Origin of the sequence: Chelatococcus reniformis (genome assembly GCF_014640075.1) — a bacterium.
In the GTDB taxonomy this organism is placed as follows: Bacteria; Pseudomonadota; Alphaproteobacteria; order Rhizobiales; family Beijerinckiaceae; genus Camelimonas; species Camelimonas reniformis.
The window spans coordinates 42,525-58,772 of record NZ_BMGG01000004.1 but is presented as its reverse complement, the minus strand read 5'-3'; the positions used below and the strand labels follow the sequence as shown (position 1 = coordinate 58,772).

The 16,248-nt window shown below is 68.8% G+C and carries 16 protein-coding genes; 8 read left to right on the top strand and 8 right to left on the bottom strand.

What is annotated here, in order from left to right; all coding sequences use genetic code 11:
• Nucleotides 1-11 precede the first annotated feature (11 nt).
• From IEW34_RS11380 to IEW34_RS11365, 4 genes are all read left to right on the top strand, one after another.
• Complete coding sequence (locus tag IEW34_RS11380) at nt 12-425, top strand: hypothetical protein (RefSeq protein ID WP_244641935.1); 414 nt, start codon at nt 12-14, stop codon at nt 423-425.
• Between the two features lie 3 nt (nt 426-428).
• Nucleotides 429-1,097 carry an ABC transporter ATP-binding protein gene (locus IEW34_RS11375; protein WP_188609314.1) on the top strand — a complete coding sequence of 223 codons (669 nt, stop codon included), beginning with the start codon at nt 429-431 and terminating at the stop codon, nt 1,095-1,097.
• Between the two features lie 12 nt (nt 1,098-1,109).
• Nucleotides 1,110-2,360, top strand: coding sequence for an FtsX-like permease family protein (locus tag IEW34_RS11370; protein WP_188609313.1), 1,251 nt, complete (start codon nt 1,110-1,112; stop codon nt 2,358-2,360).
• 99 nt (nt 2,361-2,459) lie between these two features.
• Nucleotides 2,460-3,974, top strand: a complete 1,515-nt coding sequence (locus IEW34_RS11365; protein WP_188609312.1) for an AMP-binding protein — start codon at nt 2,460-2,462, stop codon at nt 3,972-3,974.
• 368 nt (nt 3,975-4,342) lie between these two features.
• Here the strand turns inward: IEW34_RS11365 and IEW34_RS11360 are convergent, their stop codons facing one another.
• Nucleotides 4,343-5,284, bottom strand: a complete 942-nt coding sequence (locus IEW34_RS11360) for a cyclase family protein (RefSeq protein ID WP_188609311.1) — start codon at nt 5,282-5,284, stop codon at nt 4,343-4,345.
• A gap of 222 nt (nt 5,285-5,506) precedes the next feature.
• Nucleotides 5,507-6,829, bottom strand: coding sequence for an MFS family transporter (locus IEW34_RS11355; protein ID WP_188609310.1), 1,323 nt, complete (start codon nt 6,827-6,829; stop codon nt 5,507-5,509).
• A 218-nt stretch (nt 6,830-7,047) separates the two neighbouring features.
• On the opposite strand from IEW34_RS11355, the gene IEW34_RS11350 reads away from it, so the two are divergent.
• Nucleotides 7,048-7,680, top strand: a complete 633-nt coding sequence (locus IEW34_RS11350; RefSeq protein ID WP_244641934.1) for a DUF1007 family protein — start codon at nt 7,048-7,050, stop codon at nt 7,678-7,680.
• Nucleotides 7,671-8,696, top strand: coding sequence for a nickel/cobalt transporter (locus tag IEW34_RS11345; protein ID WP_188609308.1), 1,026 nt, complete (start codon nt 7,671-7,673; stop codon nt 8,694-8,696). Before IEW34_RS11350 ends, IEW34_RS11345 begins: the two co-directional genes overlap by 10 nt.
• A 135-nt stretch (nt 8,697-8,831) precedes the next feature.
• Here the strand turns inward: IEW34_RS11345 and IEW34_RS11340 are convergent, their stop codons facing one another.
• Nucleotides 8,832-10,028: an amidase gene (locus tag IEW34_RS11340; protein WP_188609307.1), complete on the bottom strand. Its 1,197-nt coding sequence runs from the start codon at nt 10,026-10,028 to the stop codon at nt 8,832-8,834.
• 293 nt (nt 10,029-10,321) lie between these two features.
• Between IEW34_RS11340 and IEW34_RS11335 the strand changes: the two genes are divergently transcribed.
• Nucleotides 10,322-10,585: a hypothetical protein gene (locus IEW34_RS11335; protein WP_188609806.1), complete on the top strand. Its 264-nt coding sequence runs from the start codon at nt 10,322-10,324 to the stop codon at nt 10,583-10,585.
• Nucleotides 10,586-10,605: 20 nt separating this feature from the next.
• On the opposite strand, the gene IEW34_RS11330 is transcribed toward IEW34_RS11335, so the two are convergent.
• The 5 genes from IEW34_RS11330 to IEW34_RS11310 all read right to left on the bottom strand — a co-directional run bounded on the left by IEW34_RS11330 (nt 10,606) and on the right by IEW34_RS11310 (nt 15,155).
• Complete coding sequence (locus IEW34_RS11330) at nt 10,606-11,565, bottom strand: 2-hydroxyacid dehydrogenase (protein ID WP_188609306.1); 960 nt, start codon at nt 11,563-11,565, stop codon at nt 10,606-10,608.
• Between the two features lie 213 nt (nt 11,566-11,778).
• Nucleotides 11,779-12,270 carry a MarR family winged helix-turn-helix transcriptional regulator gene (locus tag IEW34_RS11325; RefSeq protein ID WP_188609305.1) on the bottom strand — a complete coding sequence of 164 codons (492 nt, stop codon included), beginning with the start codon at nt 12,268-12,270 and terminating at the stop codon, nt 11,779-11,781.
• Nucleotides 12,271-12,575: 305 nt separating this feature from the next.
• Nucleotides 12,576-13,370, bottom strand: coding sequence for an ABC transporter permease (locus tag IEW34_RS11320; RefSeq protein ID WP_188609304.1), 795 nt, complete (start codon nt 13,368-13,370; stop codon nt 12,576-12,578).
• Nucleotides 13,367-14,173, bottom strand: a complete 807-nt coding sequence (locus tag IEW34_RS11315) for an ABC transporter ATP-binding protein (protein WP_188609303.1) — start codon at nt 14,171-14,173, stop codon at nt 13,367-13,369. Before IEW34_RS11315 ends, IEW34_RS11320 begins: the two co-directional genes overlap by 4 nt.
• The gene (locus IEW34_RS11310; RefSeq protein ID WP_188609302.1) at nt 14,157-15,155 is read right to left on the bottom strand and encodes an ABC transporter substrate-binding protein; all 999 of its coding nucleotides are present in this window, start codon (nt 15,153-15,155) and stop codon (nt 14,157-14,159) included. The genes IEW34_RS11315 and IEW34_RS11310 overlap by 17 nt, the downstream gene beginning before the upstream one ends.
• Nucleotides 15,156-15,256: 101 nt before the next feature.
• Between IEW34_RS11310 and IEW34_RS11305 the strand changes: the two genes are divergently transcribed.
• Complete coding sequence (locus IEW34_RS11305; RefSeq protein ID WP_280516278.1) at nt 15,257-16,132, top strand: creatininase family protein; 876 nt, start codon at nt 15,257-15,259, stop codon at nt 16,130-16,132.
• The last annotated feature ends 116 nt before the right edge of the window (nt 16,133-16,248 follow it).

Below are 16,248 nucleotides of genomic sequence, written 5' to 3'. Positions count from 1 at the left end.
CCTCCGCAGCCGTGCTGGCGACCTCCGTCACGCCGATCCGGCCGGCGCGGGCGGCCGAGGCGACGCTCGACTTCGACGAGCTCTACGGCAAAGTGAGCCCGCTGGGGCTCACCTTCTCCGACAAGGTCAAGCAGCTGGCGGGGCGCGAGGTCACCATGCGCGGCTACATCGCCCCGCCGCTGAAGGCGGAGGCGAACTTCTTCGTCCTCACCGAGATTCCCATGTCGATCTGCCCATTCTGCTCGTCGGACGCGGATTGGCCGGACAACATCATCGTCATCTATCTCGATGGCCCGCGCACCTTCGAGCAGGCCAACAGGTTGATCCGGGCAAGCGGACGCCTGGAGGTGGGCTCCTGGACCGACCCGGAGACCGGGTTCGTCAGCCTGCTGCGGCTCGTCGGCGCCAGCTTCCGGCAGGCCTGACCCATGCCGGCGCTCCGCGTCAGCGAGCTCACCATGCGCTTTGCCGGCCTCGACCGGCCGGCGCTCGCCATCCCAGCGCTCACCCTGGATGCGGGATCCCAGGTGGCCATCACTGGCCCCTCCGGCTCCGGCAAGACCACCCTCCTCAACCTGCTGACCGGCCTGGAACGGGCGAGCGGCGGCAGCGTGTGCTGGTCCGCAACGGACCTGACGGCACTCGGCGAAAGCGCGCGCGACCGCTGGCGGGCGGCTCATGTCGGGCTGGTGATGCAGGATTTCCACCTGCTCCCCGGACTGTCTGCGATCGACAACGTGCTGCTACCGCAACGGCTGGCCCGCCTGCGCCTGCCGCAGGCGACGCGAACCGAGGCGGAGCGGCTGTTGAGGCGCGTGGGCCTCGAGCGCATCGAGCAGACCGTCGACACTCTGTCGCGCGGCCAGATGCAGCGCGTGGCCGTCGCCCGGGCGCTGGTGGCCGGTCCCGGCATCGTCGTCGCCGACGAGCCCACCGCGAGCCTCGACGCCGATGCGGGCGCAGCCGTCGCCGACCTGCTGAGCGGGCTGGCGCGCGACACCGGGGCCACCCTGATCGTCGCCAGCCACGACCCGCTGTTCGTGGGCAGGCTCGACCGGGTGCTGCGACTGGAGGCAGGGCGCATTGTGCAACCCTGAGCGGCGGGTCCCATGTTCCGGCTGATCGCCGCCGATCTGCGGCGCCAATGGCTCGGCGCGGCCGCCGTCGCGCTGCTGATCGTGCTGGCGACGGCGCTCGGCGTGGTGGTGACGCTCCAGGAGCGTGCGCTGCGGCTCGGCAGCGCGCGGGCCGCCGCGGCCTTCGATGTCGTCATCGGCGCGCCGGGCAGCGAGACCCAACTCGTCCTCTCGTCCGTCTTCCTGCAGGCGGCGCCCCTGCCGCTGTTGCCCGGCCGCGTGCTCGCCGCCCTGCTCGACGATCCAAAGGTCGCCTGGGCGGCGCCGGTCGGCTTCGGCGATTTCGCCGGCCCCTATCCGATCGTCGGCACGACCCAGTCCCTGGTCGACGGCATCGGCGGGCTCGGCGCCGGAAGCGCCTTTGCCAAGCTCGGTGAGGCCGTCGTCGGCGCGCACGTCGATCGGGCGATCGGCGAGACGATCCAGCCGATGCATGGTGAAAGCCATTGGCCGGCAAGCCTCCACCACGGCGTCACCTACCGGGTGGTGGGGCGGCTGCGCCCAACCGGGACGCCGTGGGACCGGGCCGTGCTCGTACCCATCGAGGCGGTGTGGCGGCTCCACGCGCACGGGGCGAACGCGGACGAGCATGACGGCAGAGCCGCGCCCGGCCGCGCGGCCGACGCCGCCCCTCGCCCGCCCCGCTTCGAGGTACCGATCGATCCGGCGGCGCTGACCGCGCCCGGCGCACCGGGCCTGCCGGCCATCGTCGTCAAGCCACGCACCATCGCCGACGCCTACAAACTGCGCCGGCAGTGGCGCACCGAGCGCAGCCTCGCCGTCTTTCCCGGGGAGGTGCTGACTCGCCTCTATGGCACGCTCGGCGATGCGCGCACGGTGCTGTCGCTGGTCGCCTGGGGCGCCCAGGGGCTGGTTCTCGCCGCCGTCCTGCTGGTGGTGGTGCTGCACGTGCTCCAGCGGCGCCGCCAGATCGGGGCGCTGCGCGCCTTCGGGGCCCGGCGCGAGATCATCGTGCTCCTGGTGTGGCTCGAGGCCTTTGCGATCCTCGCCGCGGGTGTCGTCGCCGGCTTCGCCGTCGGCTACGGCGCTGCACGCCTTCTCTCCGCCGGCCTCACGGCGACGAGCGGGGTTGCCCTGCCCGTGGCCTTCGCCGGCGAGGACGCGGCGAGCCTGGCCGTCCTCCTCGCCGTCGGCGCCGTGGCCGCGGCGCTGCCGGCTCTGCTGGCCTACCGCCAGTCGCCGGCCGCCGCCCTCAGAAGCTGACGGCCGACCGCTTGACGACATCGTCATGCTCTCTCTAACTCGGCCAGGATTCGCAAGGCCCGGGGAAACCTGGCCGAGAATGGTCACCGTGGAGGAAATATGCTGATCCCGATGGCAGACGTGCCGCGCTGGCATGCCGACCGCAACGGCCACGATACCGTGGCCATCATCCACGGCGACGACAGCCTGACCTGGGGCGAGCTGGAGCGGAACGCCAACCAGCGGGCGCGCGCCTTCGCCCAGATGGGCGTCAAGCCGGGCGATTTCGTCGCCGTCGGCCTGCCCAACTCGAACGTCTTCTACGAGAACACCTTCGCTATCTGGAAATGCGGCGCGACGCCCTGCTCGCTCTCGTACCGTCTGCCGAGCGGCGAGGCGGCGGCCATTCTGGAGCTGCTGCGGCCCTCGCTGGTCATCGGCGGCGAGGCCGACTGGAATGCGCCCACGAGCGTCCCCGCCGACTTCAAGCCCGAGGGCTTTTCCGACGAGCCGGTCACTGGTCCCATCGCCCGCTATTGGAAGGCGATGACCTCCGGCGGCTCGACCGGCCGGCCGAAAGTGATCGTCGACCATCAGCCCGCCGCGACCGACCCGAAGGTGCCGCCCCTCGTCATGCATGAGCAGGTGCGGCTGCTCAACCCGGGCCCGGTCTACCACAATGCGCCGTTCATCATCAGCCATTCGTCGCTGTTCGAGGGTGGCCTGCTCGTCGGCATGCCCAAGTTCGATGCGCTCGGGGCCTTACGTCTGATCGAGCGGTACCGTCTGGAATGGGTGAATTTCGTGCCGACCATGATGAGCCGCATCTGGTCGTTGCCCAGGGAGGAGCGCGAGCGCTTCGACCTCTCCAGCCTGCGCGTCGTCTTTCACATGGCGGCGCCCATGCCCGTGTGGCTCAAGGAGGCGTGGATCGACTGGCTCGGCCCGGAGCGCATCTACGAGCTCTACGGCGGCACCGAGCGGCAGGCCGCCACGGTCATTCCCGGCACCGAATGGGTAAAGCGCAAGGGCTCCGTGGGCCGCGTGGAGATCGGTGCCGCCAAGGTGGTCGGTGAGGACGGCAGCGACCTGCCCCCGGGCGAGGTCGGCGAGATCTACCTCAAGTCCGCCGAGGGCGTCGGGACGACCTATCACTACATGGGGGCGGAGCCCAAGCGCACCGCGGACGGCTGGGAATCCCTTGGCGACGTCGGCCGCATCGACACGGACGGCTACATCTGGCTGGCCGACCGGCGCTCGGACATGATCCTGCGCGGCGGCGCCAACGTCTATCCGGCCGAGGTCGAGGCGGCGCTGATGGCCCACCCCGACATTACCACCTGCGCCGTCGTCGGCCTGCCCGACCCCGATCTGGGCGCCCGCATCCACGCCATCGTGCAGCTTGCCGACGGCCAGGACGCGGACACCGTGCTGGGCTCGCTGCCGGAGTTCCTCGCCAGCCGGATCGGTCGGCCCAAGCACCCCGAGAGCTATGAGCTGGCGACCGACGCCGTGCGCGACGACGCCGGCAAGGTGCGGCGTACCGCGCTCCGCGACGAGCGCATCCGTTGGCTGGAAGACGGCCGCGAGTTCCGCCTGAGGCCGATCCCGGCAGAGGCCGCCAAGTCGGCCTAGATCATTTGTTTTGTCGCGTTTTCTTCACGCGAACCGGCATCCACTTCGCTCGAAAACGCTCTAGGAGGCAAACCCATAAAGAGGATTCCGTCGGTCGATTTGACAAAGTTGGTGCCGACGGAACCCATCTGATCCAATGGTCGCGTCGAAGAGACCGTGCCCAATGACCTGGAGCGGGATGATGGCTCGAAGAGCATCGTCCCGCTCCAGGTGGCCGTCCATGTCGAAGAGGGTTGGGCTAGAGTATTTCCGCGTTTCTTCGAATCGCCGAAATACTCTATCTATTTGATTTGTCGCGTTTTTCCTAACGCGAACCGGCGTCCACTTCGCTCGAAAACGCTCTAAGCCCGACCCCCTCCGCTGCGTTCCTACCGGATCGCGACCGGGTTGATGATCGCCTGCACGGCCCCGGTCACCCGGGGCTGGCCGAGAACGAAGAGGAATTCGTAAGCCTTGTCCTTGGCCAACTGCTCGGTATTCATGTTCTCCAGTATGTAAGTTCCCGTCTTGGCGAGTAGATGCTGGTGGACAGGAAACAGATCCTTGGTCTCGAACGGCATCACTTCGAGAGCCGAGGAGTCGGAGCCGACCGCCACAACCCCTATATCCGTCAGGTACTTCGCACCGTCGAGGCCGATTCCCGGCTCGCCGGCACTGTAGCGCTTGTCGTCCTTGCCGATCAGGCTCGTCCAGCCCGTGTGAAAGAGGACCACGTCGCCCTGGCGTATCTCCACGCCCTGCTTCTTGGCGGCCGCCTCGATCTCGGCCCGGTTGAAGGCCGTGCCTTCCTTGACCACGTCCGTGTTGTTCATCGCCGCCATATCGAGCAGCACGCCACGGGCGACCAGGGGGGGGACCTTCTCGATGCCGAGCTTCTTCAAGCCGTTGGGGTCGGCGAAGTCGGCCAGCTTGTTGCCGTTGTAATAGACATGCCCGATGCCGAGATGGCCGAGGCCGTCGAGCTGGCTGCCGACCCCGACCCAGCCCTCGATGATATCGTCGTTGTAGGTGGCCTTGTTCGGACCCAGCCCCTCGATGCCAGCCTGGCCCGGCTGCACCACCATGAGCTTGAAGCCGCGGGGCGGGAAGGCCGGCGTCTTGGAGTTGGTCTCGATGCCGAGCGGATAGGTCTTGCCGGTCTTGACGAGTTGCGCTGCCTTCACCACCAATTCCGGCGTGATGTAGTTGGCCGCGCCGATCTCGTCCGCCGGCCCCCATTTCGATTTCGTCCAGTCCGCCTCCTGCGCCATGGCCGGAGCGAAAGTGCACAGCAGCGCGATAGCGCCCCAGTAGATCGATGAGTTCCGCATGTCTCCTCCTTGGGATGGCTCTTGGCGACCAAACCCAGGCCTATTCTTGAGAGGCAGCGGCCGATATGCAAGCGGACGTGGTTGTTTTCCCTCCGGCGTAGCGCAATTGGATGCATTCACCCGATTGCGCAGAAATGGTCCAAGCCTTTGGATCTCGACCGCTTCTTCGCGATCGGGTGTTTCCACCCGATCGCGCAGCGCGCTTGGGGCGTGCGCCGCCCCTCAATCCACGTGCTCGCCCTGCAGGTAGCCGCCCTTGCGGGAGTCGCGCATCACCACGGCCACGACGAAGGCGATGGCGCACATGATGGAAACATACCAGAAGAACCAGGCTTCGGCCCCAACGCTCTTGAACAAGAGCGCCACATACTCCGCCGAGCCGCCGAACACCGCGTTGGCGAGGGCGTAGGCGAAGCCGACGCCGAGCGCCCTCACCTCCGCGGGAAACAGCTCGGCCTTCACCAGGCCGCTGATCGACGTGTAGAGGCTGATGACGGCGAGCGCGATCATGATCAGCACGAAGGCTGTCCAGGGATTGCTCACGCTGCCGAGCGCCGTCAGCAGCGGCACTGTCACCACGGTGGCAAGGCCCCCGAACAGCAGCATCGAATTGCGCCGCCCGATCCGGTCGGACAGCGCGCCGAAGGGCGGCTGCAAGCACATGTAGACGAACAGGGCCGACGTCATCACGATGTTGGCGCTACGTGTCTCCATATGCGCTGTATTGATCAGGTATTTCTGCATATAGGTGGTGAATGTATAGAAGATCAACGATCCGCCAGCGGTGAAGCCCAGCACGGTGATGAAGGCCCGCGGGTGCCGGCGCAGCAATGCCAGCAGCGAACCGGCCTCTTCGCGCTTGCGCGCCTGGTCCGTCAGGGTCTCCTCCAGGGTCCGCCGCAGGAAGAGCGCGATCACCGCCGTGGCGGCGCCGATGAAGAAGGGAATGCGCCAGCCCCAGGCGCGCATCTCCTCCGTGCTGAGGACCAGCGCGAGGATCAGGATCACCAGGGAAGCGAGCAACTGGCCGCCGATCAGCGTGACGTATTGGAACGAGCCGAAGAAGCCGCGGCGACCGGCCTTGGCCACCTCGCTCATGTAAGTCGCGCTCGTGCCGTATTCGCCGCCGACGGAGAGCCCCTGCGCCATGCGCGCCAGCAGGAGGAGCAGCGGCGCCAGCGCCCCGATGGTCGCATAGGTCGGCAGGCAGGCAATGACGAGCGAGCCCATGCACATCATCAACACGGAGATGATCATCGACCGGCGGCGCCCGTAGCGGTCGGCGATGCGGCCGAACACCCAGCCGCCGATCGGCCGCATCAAGAAGCCGATGGCGAAGACGGCCGCGCTGTTGAGCAGCTGGATGGTCGGATCGTCGGCAGGGAAGAAGGCGGGCGCGAAGTAGATGGCCGTGAACGCATAGACGTAGAAGTCGTACCACTCGACGAGATTGCCGGACGAGGCGGCAAAGATGGCGAAGACGCGCTGGCCGTCGCTGAGCGGGGCGCGGGGAAGGGCCGCATCGGCAGTCGTGGGCGTTGTCATGGGTCGAATTATCTCCGCTGGATCATCGCGCCTCGTCCGCGCATGCTAAACCCGAACATCCGTCATCCTCGGGCCTACATCTGGAGCTGGGATGCGTGGCGGCAACGCTGCGTCGCCCACAATGGGGCTGACGGCTGCAGCGCAGGCCCGCCGGCGCGGCGTGCCTCGAATTCGATCGAATTGCGAAAGAGGGTGCGCCCACTATGAGCGAGCTCGCCATGCGACTGATTCTCGGCCTTCTGCTGGTCGTTGCCCTCGCCCTGCCGGCGGCGGCCCACCCGCATGTCTGGGTGAGCGTGCGCAGCGAGATCATCTATGCACCCGGCGGCTCCATGACCGGCGTCCGCCACAGCTGGACCTTCGACAAAGCCTATTCCGCCTATTCCGTGCAGGGCCTGGACAAGAACGGCGACGGCAAGGTCACGACCGACGAGCTGGCGGAGCTCGCCAAAGTGAACACGGAGTCGCTCAACGAGTACGGTTACTTCACCCACGCCCGCGTGAACGGCAAGGAGCTCGAGTTCGCGGAACCGGCCGATACGGCGATGGAGTTCACCGACGGCCAGTTGACGCTGAGATTTCTGCTGCCGCTGAAGAAACCGCTGCCGGCCAGCCGCGCGCTGATGTTCGACGTGTCGGATCCGACCTATTTCGTCGATTTCAACTTGGCCGACGGCGCCGATCCGGTGCGCCTCGCGGGCGCTCCGGCGGGCTGCACCTTGACCGTCATGCGGCCGAAGGCCCCGGCCCCCGACGCGCGCAACCTGTCGGAGAGCTTCTTCACCGCCCTGGATCAATCATCCGATTTCGGCACCCAGTTCGCCAACAAGGCCCTCGTCGCATGTCCCTGAGTGACGGGGGTACGGCCACGCGCGCGATCGCGGCAGGCCAAAGCCGGCTGGGCCGTCGCCTCGCCGTCGCCGTGGCCGCGGTCTGCATCGTGGCCGCGGCGCTCGCGCTCATTGCCTGGGCGGCAGGCCAGGCCGCGGCCCCACCCCCGCCCAAGAGCCCGTTCGGCACCGGCTTGCGTGAGGCGGCTCCAACGGGCAGCTTCGGCGCGCTGATCCTGGCCTTGCAATCGCAGTTCTACCAGGCGCTCACCCAAGGCCTCCAGGTGATCGCCGAGACCGGGACCGGCCTGTGGACCCTGATGGGGATCGGCTTCGCCTACGGCGTCTTCCACGCCGCCGGCCCCGGGCACGGCAAGGGGGTGATCTCGGGCTATCTGCTGGCCAATGAGCAGACGCTGGCCAAAGGCTTCGTGCTCAGTCTGGCGGCGGCCGTGCTCCAGGCCCTGGTCGCCATCGCCATCGTCGCCGTGCTGGCGGTCGTGCTCAAGGCGACCGCCGCGTCGGTGAGCGCCACCGCCAACCTCATCGAGCTGGCGAGCTTCGCGCTGGTGGCCGTGGTGGGCGCCGTCCTGCTGTGGCGCAAGGCCGGCAAGTTCGTCGCGGTGAGCGCGCCTGACGGCGACACGGCCGCAGCCGACGATTGCGATCACGCCCACATGCCGTCGGCCGCCGAGGTCGCCCGCGCCGGCACGGTGCGCGCCTGGATCGGTGTCGTGCTGGCGGCGGGCACCCGTCCCTGCTCCGGCGCCATCATCTTGCTCGTCTTCGCCCTCTCCCAGAAGGCCTTTACGATCGGGGTCGCGGCGACCTTCGCCATGGCGCTCGGCACCGCCATCACCACCGGGATGGCGGCCGCGCTGGCGGTCTTCGCCAAAGGCCTGGCGCTACGGCTGGCCGGCGGACGCGGGCGCAGCGGCACCATCGCCGTCGCCGGCATCGAGGTGCTCGCCGGCGCGTTCGTCCTCGTGCTGGGCGCGGCCCTGCTGATCGGCCTCGCCTCCGCAGGCGCCGGCTAGAGCGCTTTTGAGCGAAGTGGACGCCAGTTCGCGTAAAGAAAACGCGACAATTCAGACAGATAAAGTATTTCGCAGTCGAATGAGCGCCGGCCTGCGCGGGCGCCGAGCCTTCGAACGGAGGGCGGCGCGACCGCTCTACGCGATCCGCTCGCGGGCCGCCTCCGCCACGCGGCTGGCGAGCTGGATCAGCGACCGGTCCGAGCCGGCTGGTCCGAGCAGCGACAGGCCCAAGGGGCCGCTGTCGCTCTCGATAACCGGGATGGTGACCTGCGGGAAGCCGGCTAAGCTTGCCAGGCACAGCAGCCGGACGGTCCGATTGCGGAAATCCTCGATCGCCGCGTCGGCCTCGTTCAGGAACGGCGGCGGTGCCGGCATGGTCGGCAGCACCAGGACCGTGCCCTCGCCCAGCAGCGCCGTCAGGTGCTGGCGAAAGCGCACACGCAGCGCCCGCGCCTCAGCCACGAGGGAGTCGGTCACGTCCTTGCCGAAGGCGAACCGCTCGGCCAGCGCGGGAGCCAGGGGCGGCTCCACCTCCTCGATGAAGGTGTGGTGCGCCTCCCAGGCCTCGCGCGACTGCATATGGCGGAAGGCCCAGTACAGATCGTCGATGTTGGGCGCGGCATCGGTGGTGTCATCGAGCATGCCGAGCCGCAGCTCGACGCGGCGGAGCACCCCCTCCAGCTCGGCCGCTGTCTCGGGCTTGGCCACGGCAAAGCAGCTGCGGGCGATCAGGAAGCGCGCCGCCCCCGGCAGCGAGGTGGTGTCCGGGCCGAGCAGGACGGCGCCGACCCGCGCCAGCATCTTGGCGTCGCGCGCGAACCAGCCGACCGTATCGAAGCTGCCGGCCAGCGGCTCGCACAGGCTGTTGTCGACCCGGCCGAAGGTGGGGCGAATGCCGAAGATGCCGCAGTAGGAGGCCGGGGCCCGCAGCGAGCCCCCGGTATCGGTGCCGAGCGCGAAATCGACCAGCCGGGCGGCCACGGCCACGGCGGAGCCCGAGGACGAGCCGCCGGGTATGCGCCCCGGCGCCGCGGGGTTGATCGGTGTGCCGAAATGGCAGTTGCGGCCCAGGATCGAGAAGGCGAATTCGTCCGTGTGGGTCTTGCCGGCGAAGCGCGCGCCGGCATCGAGCAACTGCTGGACGACGGGGGCGGTGGACGGCTTGATGCCGGAGGCGGCAAGTTTGAGCGGCGTGCCACAGGAGGTGGGATAGCCGGCGACGTCGATCACGTCCTTGACGGCAAAGCTCAGGCCCGACAGCGGCCCCGTCGGCGCGTGGGCGACCGCCACGGGGGGATAGGGCATGAAGGCCTTGAAGGTCTCGTGATGCATCCACCCTCGCTCTGAGCCGTTCGTGGGACCAACCCGCGTGACGCTTCGCCTGGTTCATCGACGATCCAGCGCTGCACCGCAACGAATGTCCCGCCTTCAGCCAGCCCCGTGCCGCCGCCGATGTCGTTTGTGGAGCCACCTTAGCGGAAACGCAGTGGCGCTTGAGCCGAATCGCGCGAATGTGCCCATGCGTGTCCCGCAGGGCAAGCGGCGAGACTTGCGGCTGCCGCATTGCCTTGTCATCGGGCTCGCACTTGGGCTAGTTTCCGCGCCTTCCACCGAAAGGACGTCGATTGTCGGCAGATACGGACAGCAGCCGCCCCCCGCAAGGCCGCATCAACTGGCGCAACCTGCTCACGCTGGGCTCGCTGACGTTGCTCGTCGGTACCGAGGTGATGGGCGCGGCCATCGCCGGCGGCTGGGCCATCGCCGGCCTGCTCGAGCTCGGCACGACGATCGAATACGCATTCATGGCAATCTTCGGCCTCGTCGGCCTGTGGGCCATGGTCACCTTCGTGCGCAGCGCACACAGGGTCGAGCCGGTCGTCACGCGCTGACCGCGGAGCGCCGTCACCCGTCAGGAGGGCGGCCACGGCGTCTCGGCAACGGGCGTGACGGGACCGCGCCCGGCGAACCAATTGATCAGGTTGTCGACCACCAGTTGCGACATGGCATTGCGTGTCGCAACCGAGGCCGAGCCCACGTGCGGCAGCAGCACCACGTTGTCGAGGGCGATCAGCTCGGCGGGCACATGCGGCTCGTGCGCGAAGACGTCGAGCCCCGCGGCGGCGATGGTTCCATCCTGCAAGGCCGCGACCAACGCCGGCTCGTCCACCACCGAACCGCGGCCGACGTTGATCAGAATGCCGTCGGGGCCCAGCGCCCGCAGCACCTGGGCATCGACGATGCCCCGGGTTTCGGCGCCGCCCGGCGCCACCACCACCAGCACATCCACGGCCGCGGCCAGCGCCGGTAGGGTTGGATGGTAGGTATAGACGACATCAGGCTGGCGACGGCGCCCGTAATAGGCCACCGGCACGCCGAAGGCCGCGCAGCGCGTGGCGATGGCCTTGCCGATGCGGCCGAGGCCAAGGATGCCGATGGTGCGGCCGCGCAGCGAGCCGGTGAGCGGGAACGGAGCCTTCGGCCATCGCCCCTCGCGCACGTAGCGATCGGCCTGGGGCAGGCGCCGCACCGTCGCCAGGATGAGCCCGAGCGTCAGATCCGCGACCTCGTCGGTCAGCACGTCGGGCGTGTTGGTGACGACGACGCCCTTGCGCCCCGCGTACGCGGCGTCCACGGCATCATAGCCGACGCCCAGATTGGCGATGATCTCCAGCCGCGGCAGCGCATCGATGAACGCCGCGTCCACGCTGGCACCGCCGCCGGCCACGGCGCGCGCACGGCCGGCAAGGCTGCCGAGCACCGCTTCGCGGTCGGCCGCGCCATAGCAGCGATGCACGGTGAATGCCGCCTCCAGTGCCTGTTGCGGCTCCGGCATGAGCGGACTGACTTGAACCACTTCGACCTGGGACATGGGCGCCGCCGTTACCACCGTGTTGCGGGCCGTCCGCGGAAAAGGACGGCGTCCGCCCGGACGATCGTCCTGTTCTCAAGGGGACGGCGAGCCCGGTCAAGCCGGCCTGTGGCAGCGCTGCCATGACAACCGCGGCCATGAACGACCCCACGGCCATGACCCCGCCATGACCCCGTGGCGGCCTTCGGCGCGCCAGGCGGCGCCGGCCAGCGGCTATGCGGCGGGGCTGTCCTCGAACTCGTCGTCCAACGCCTCGGCCGCCTCCTCCTCGGTCTCGGTGCCGGCGAGGTTCTTGGCGACGCGCCGCAACAGCTTGCGCAGCCGACGCCGCTCCTTGGCATCGAAGCCGTCGAGCAGTTCGTCCTCCACCTCGTCCCACAGCTGGGCGATGGAGGCGGCTCGCTGCATCCCGTCGGATGTCAGGCGCACGCGCACGACGCGCGCGTCGCCGGGCTCGGCCTGCCGCGTCACCAGCCCCTGCGCCGACAGGCGCGCCACGGTCTTGGAGGCAGTCGGGGGCTTCACCCGCAGCAGGTCGGCCAGTTCGCCCATGGTCATGGCCTCGACCTCGGACAGCGCCTGCAGCACCTGCTCCTGCCCGGGGAAGAGCCCCAGCGCCGACAGCCGCTCGCCCATGCGGGTGCGATGCAACCGCGCCGAATGGACGAGCGCCCACCCCACGCTCTTGCGAATATGGTTCTTCATCGGCTCGTCTCGCTTGATGCCCGCGGGCTGACCGAGCCCTGATCCCTGAAGCATGTCGACCCGCCCTGCTGGCCCCGTCGGGATGCGGTCGGCAAACTCCAACTGTCCGAATCCGGAGCGCTACTTCTGAACGGATGAGCCCACCCGATCGCGAAACGCTCTCGCAGCGTGCTTAGCTCGCCAATAAATTAGCTTGCCGTCGAAATAGTACTTCGCGGGCGGTGACGAGTCGATGACGCAACGCACGCGAATAACCGATGCCGCGTGCAGCATAGCCATCGTGGTCCGCCGGCTTCGGCGGCCGGCTATCCGTCGCGGGCGACGGTGCTGTCGTGCCAGCGCCGCAGCAAGACATGCGAAAGCAGCGCAAGGCTCCCATAGATCACGACGCCCGCGATGGAGATCAGCGCCAGCGCCGCGAACATGCGCGGCACGTTGAGGCGGTAGCCGGCTTCGACGATGCGGTAGGCCAGCCCCGAGCCCTGACCCGAGGAGCCCGCGGCGATCTCGGCGACAATGGCGCCGATGAGGGCAAGGCCTCCGGCGATGCGCAGGCCCACGAGGAAGCTGGGCAGGGCCGCCGGAATGCGCAGGCGCAGCAGCTCCGCCAGCCGCGAGGCGCGGTTGAGCCGGAACAGGTCGCGCAGGTTTGGATCGACGCTGGTCAGCCCGGCGAGCGTGTTCGACAACACCGGAAAGAAGGCGACGACGAAGGCGCAGGTCAGCACGGCCGCGTCGGGCGAGAGATAGATCAGCAGCAACGGTGCGATGGCGATGATCGGCGTCACCTGCAAGATGACGGCGAACGGATAGAACGACAGCGCGATCCAGCGCGACTGGGCGAAGACGACGGCGAGCGCGACACCGCCGGCAGTCGCCACGACCAGCGCCTCGAGCGTGGTGCGCAAGGTGACCCAGAGCGAGGCCGACAGGATAGGCCAATCGCTGACCAGGGTCGCAGCCACGAGGGCCGGCGCTGGCAGGATAAAGGGCGGGATGCCGTTCAGGCGCACCACCAGGTCCCACGCCAGCAGCGCGCCGGCGAACGCGAGGACCGGCATGGCCCACGACAGAATGCGCGCACCGTGGCCGAGCCTCATCGTGGCTCACTCGCCGCGGCGGCCCCGGCGACGGCGGCGAAGGCGCGGCGGCACTGCTCGGCATAGCCCGCCGTGCCGCGGAAGGCAGCGGTGCGGGGCCCCGGCGCCTCGACCACAATCTCGTCGGTGACGCGCCCGGGCCGTCCGCTCATCACGACGATGCGGTCGGCCAGATAGACGCTCTCGTAGGTGGAATGGGTGACGAAGGCAATGGTGCAGCCGAAGGCCGCCCTGAGCGCCAAGAGATCGTCGTTCAGCCTGAAGCGGGTGATCTCGTCGAGTGCGGCGAAGGGCTCGTCCATCAGCAGCAGGTGCGGCCGCGTCACCAACGCCCGCGCGAGCGACACGCGCATGCGCATGCCGCCCGAGAGCTCGCGCGGGTAGGCGCGGCCGAAGCCGGCGAGCCCGACGCGCTCGATCATCTCCTCGGCCCGGCGCCGCGCCTCCGCCCGGCCGACACCCGCCAGATCGAGCGGCAGGCGCACGTTGGCCGCCACGCGCGCCCAAGGCATCAGCGTCGGCTCCTGGAAGACGAAGCCGATTGACGCGCCGTCGGCCGCGCCGATATGGCGCTCGACCGTGCCACTGCTCGGGGCGGCGAGACCCGCCATGATGCGCAGCGCCGTCGACTTGCCGCAGCCCGATGGACCGAGCAGCGCCAGGAACTCGCCCTGGCGCACGACCAGGTCCAGCCCATCGAGGGCCTGCGTGCCGCTGGGGTAGCTCTTGCCGACGCCGATGAGGCTGATGGCCGCGGGCGCCGCAAGCGGGGTGGCCGCGGAACGGCTAGCGCCTGAGGTCAAGCCCGACACCCTTGTTCACAAAGGCGAGCGTGTAACTCCTGGTATAGGCCAGCCCCGCATCGGCCAGTCCGGACTTCACCGCAAGCTCGAAGAAGTGCTTGATCCGGGCGTCCGTCATGGCGCCGATGCCGAGCTTGAGGGCATCGCCGGAGTCGACGATGCCGTACTCCTTCATTTTGGCCAGAGAAAAGGCAAGTTGCTCGTCGGTCATGTCCGGGTTGGCCGTCTTGATCAATGCATTGGCGGCTGCCGGGTCGCCGTAGAGGTAGTTGTACCAGCCGATGATCGAGGCATTGACGAAGCGCTGCACCAGGTCGGCCTTGCCGGCGACGACGTCGGTCCGCGTCTCGATGGTGGTCGAATAGGTGTCGAAACCATAGTCGGCCAGAAGGAACACGTTGGGCCTGAAGCCGCCCTGTTTCTCCACCGCCAGCGGCTCGGAGGTGATATAACCCTCCATGGCCGACTGCGGATCGGCCAGGAACGGCGCCACGTTGAAGGTGTAGGGCCGGGTCATATCCTCCCTGAAGCCGAATGCCCCCTTCATCCACTGGAAGTAGGAGACGAGCCCCTCACGAGCGACGAACAGGCGCGCCTTCTTGAGGTCCTGCCAGGTATCGAGGCCCTGGCCGGGCCGTGACAGGATGGCCTGGGGGTCCTTCTGGAAGATGGCGGCGACCACGACCACGGGGATGTTCTCGGCCACCGCCGAGAACGGCTGCAGCAGGTTGCCGCCCATGTAGAAATCGAGGCGGCCGGCCGCGAGCATCATCCGATTGTTGCTCTGCGGGCCGCCGGGCACGATGGTGACCTCGAGGCCGTATTTGGCGTAGGTGCCGTCGGCCACCGCCTGGTAGAAGCCGCCGTGCTCCGCCTGGGCGAGCCAGTTGGTGCCGAAGGTGACCTTGTCGGCCGCGAGCGCCGCGCCAGCCCCCAACAGGAAGGCGATGCCCGCCCAAATGCCGCCCAGCCACCGGATCATATCCGAACTCTCCCGTCTGCCGCCGTGCCTTTGTCTCGCGAGACGGCTAAGCTGACAAGCCGGCAGGCACTTCGCCGCCGCATCCTTCGGAATCGCGCACCGTGGCCCAGAGCTTCCAGACCGCATCGCCCCTCGCCCCCCCGCAGCTCCGCCGCAGCCGGCTGTGGAGCGAACTGACCAGCGAGGACTTCGCCGGCCGCGAGATGGCGCGCACCGTCGCCGTGCTGCCCGTGGCGGCGATCGAACAGCACGGGCCGCATCTGCCGACCGGCACCGACACCTTCATCATGGAGGGCCACTTGGCGCGCGTGCGGGCCCTGCTGGAGGACGCCTCCGGCGACGAGGCGCCGCCCGTCGTGCTGCTGCCGACGCAGGCGATCGGCCTGTCGACGGAGCATGTCTCCTTCGCCGGCACGCTGACGCTGTCGCCGGAAACGGCGATCCGCGCCTGGCGCGAGATCGGCTACGGCATCACGCGCGCGGGCTGCCGCAAGCTGGTCATCGTGAGCTCCCACGGCGGCAACAGCCCGATCATGGACGTGGTGTCGCGGGCCCTGCGGCTCGAGGCCGGCCTGCTCGTGGTGCTGACCTCTTGGGCTCGGCTCGGCTATCCGGACGGCCTGTTCGATGCCGACGAGATCCGCCACGGCATCCACGGCGGCGAGATCGAGACCTCGCTGATGCTCGCCTTCCGGCCCGATCTCGTGCGCCTGGATCAGGCGAGCGACTTCGCGCCGCGGACGCGGACGATGGAGCAGGAGTACGGCATGCTGCGCGCCGACCGGCCGGCGGGCTTCGCCTGGCTGGCGCAGGACCTGCACGCCTCGGGCGCCGCTGGCAATGCCGCCGCCGGCACGGCCGAGAAGGGCGAGGCCGCGGCGGGCCACGCGGCCGCGGCCTTCGTCAGGCTGCTCGGCGAGGTCGCCCGCTTCGACCTGGGCGAAGCGGCCGGCAAGCCCAAGCCCGGGTTCTTTTAGGCGGGCATCGACGAGGCCCGGTTCTCCAACGCCTTGACCGGGCTTGGCCGGTCACCCATCCACCTTGAAACACACCAACAAGCCAGCCCAATCGGGCTGAAGTCGTTTGCTCGATG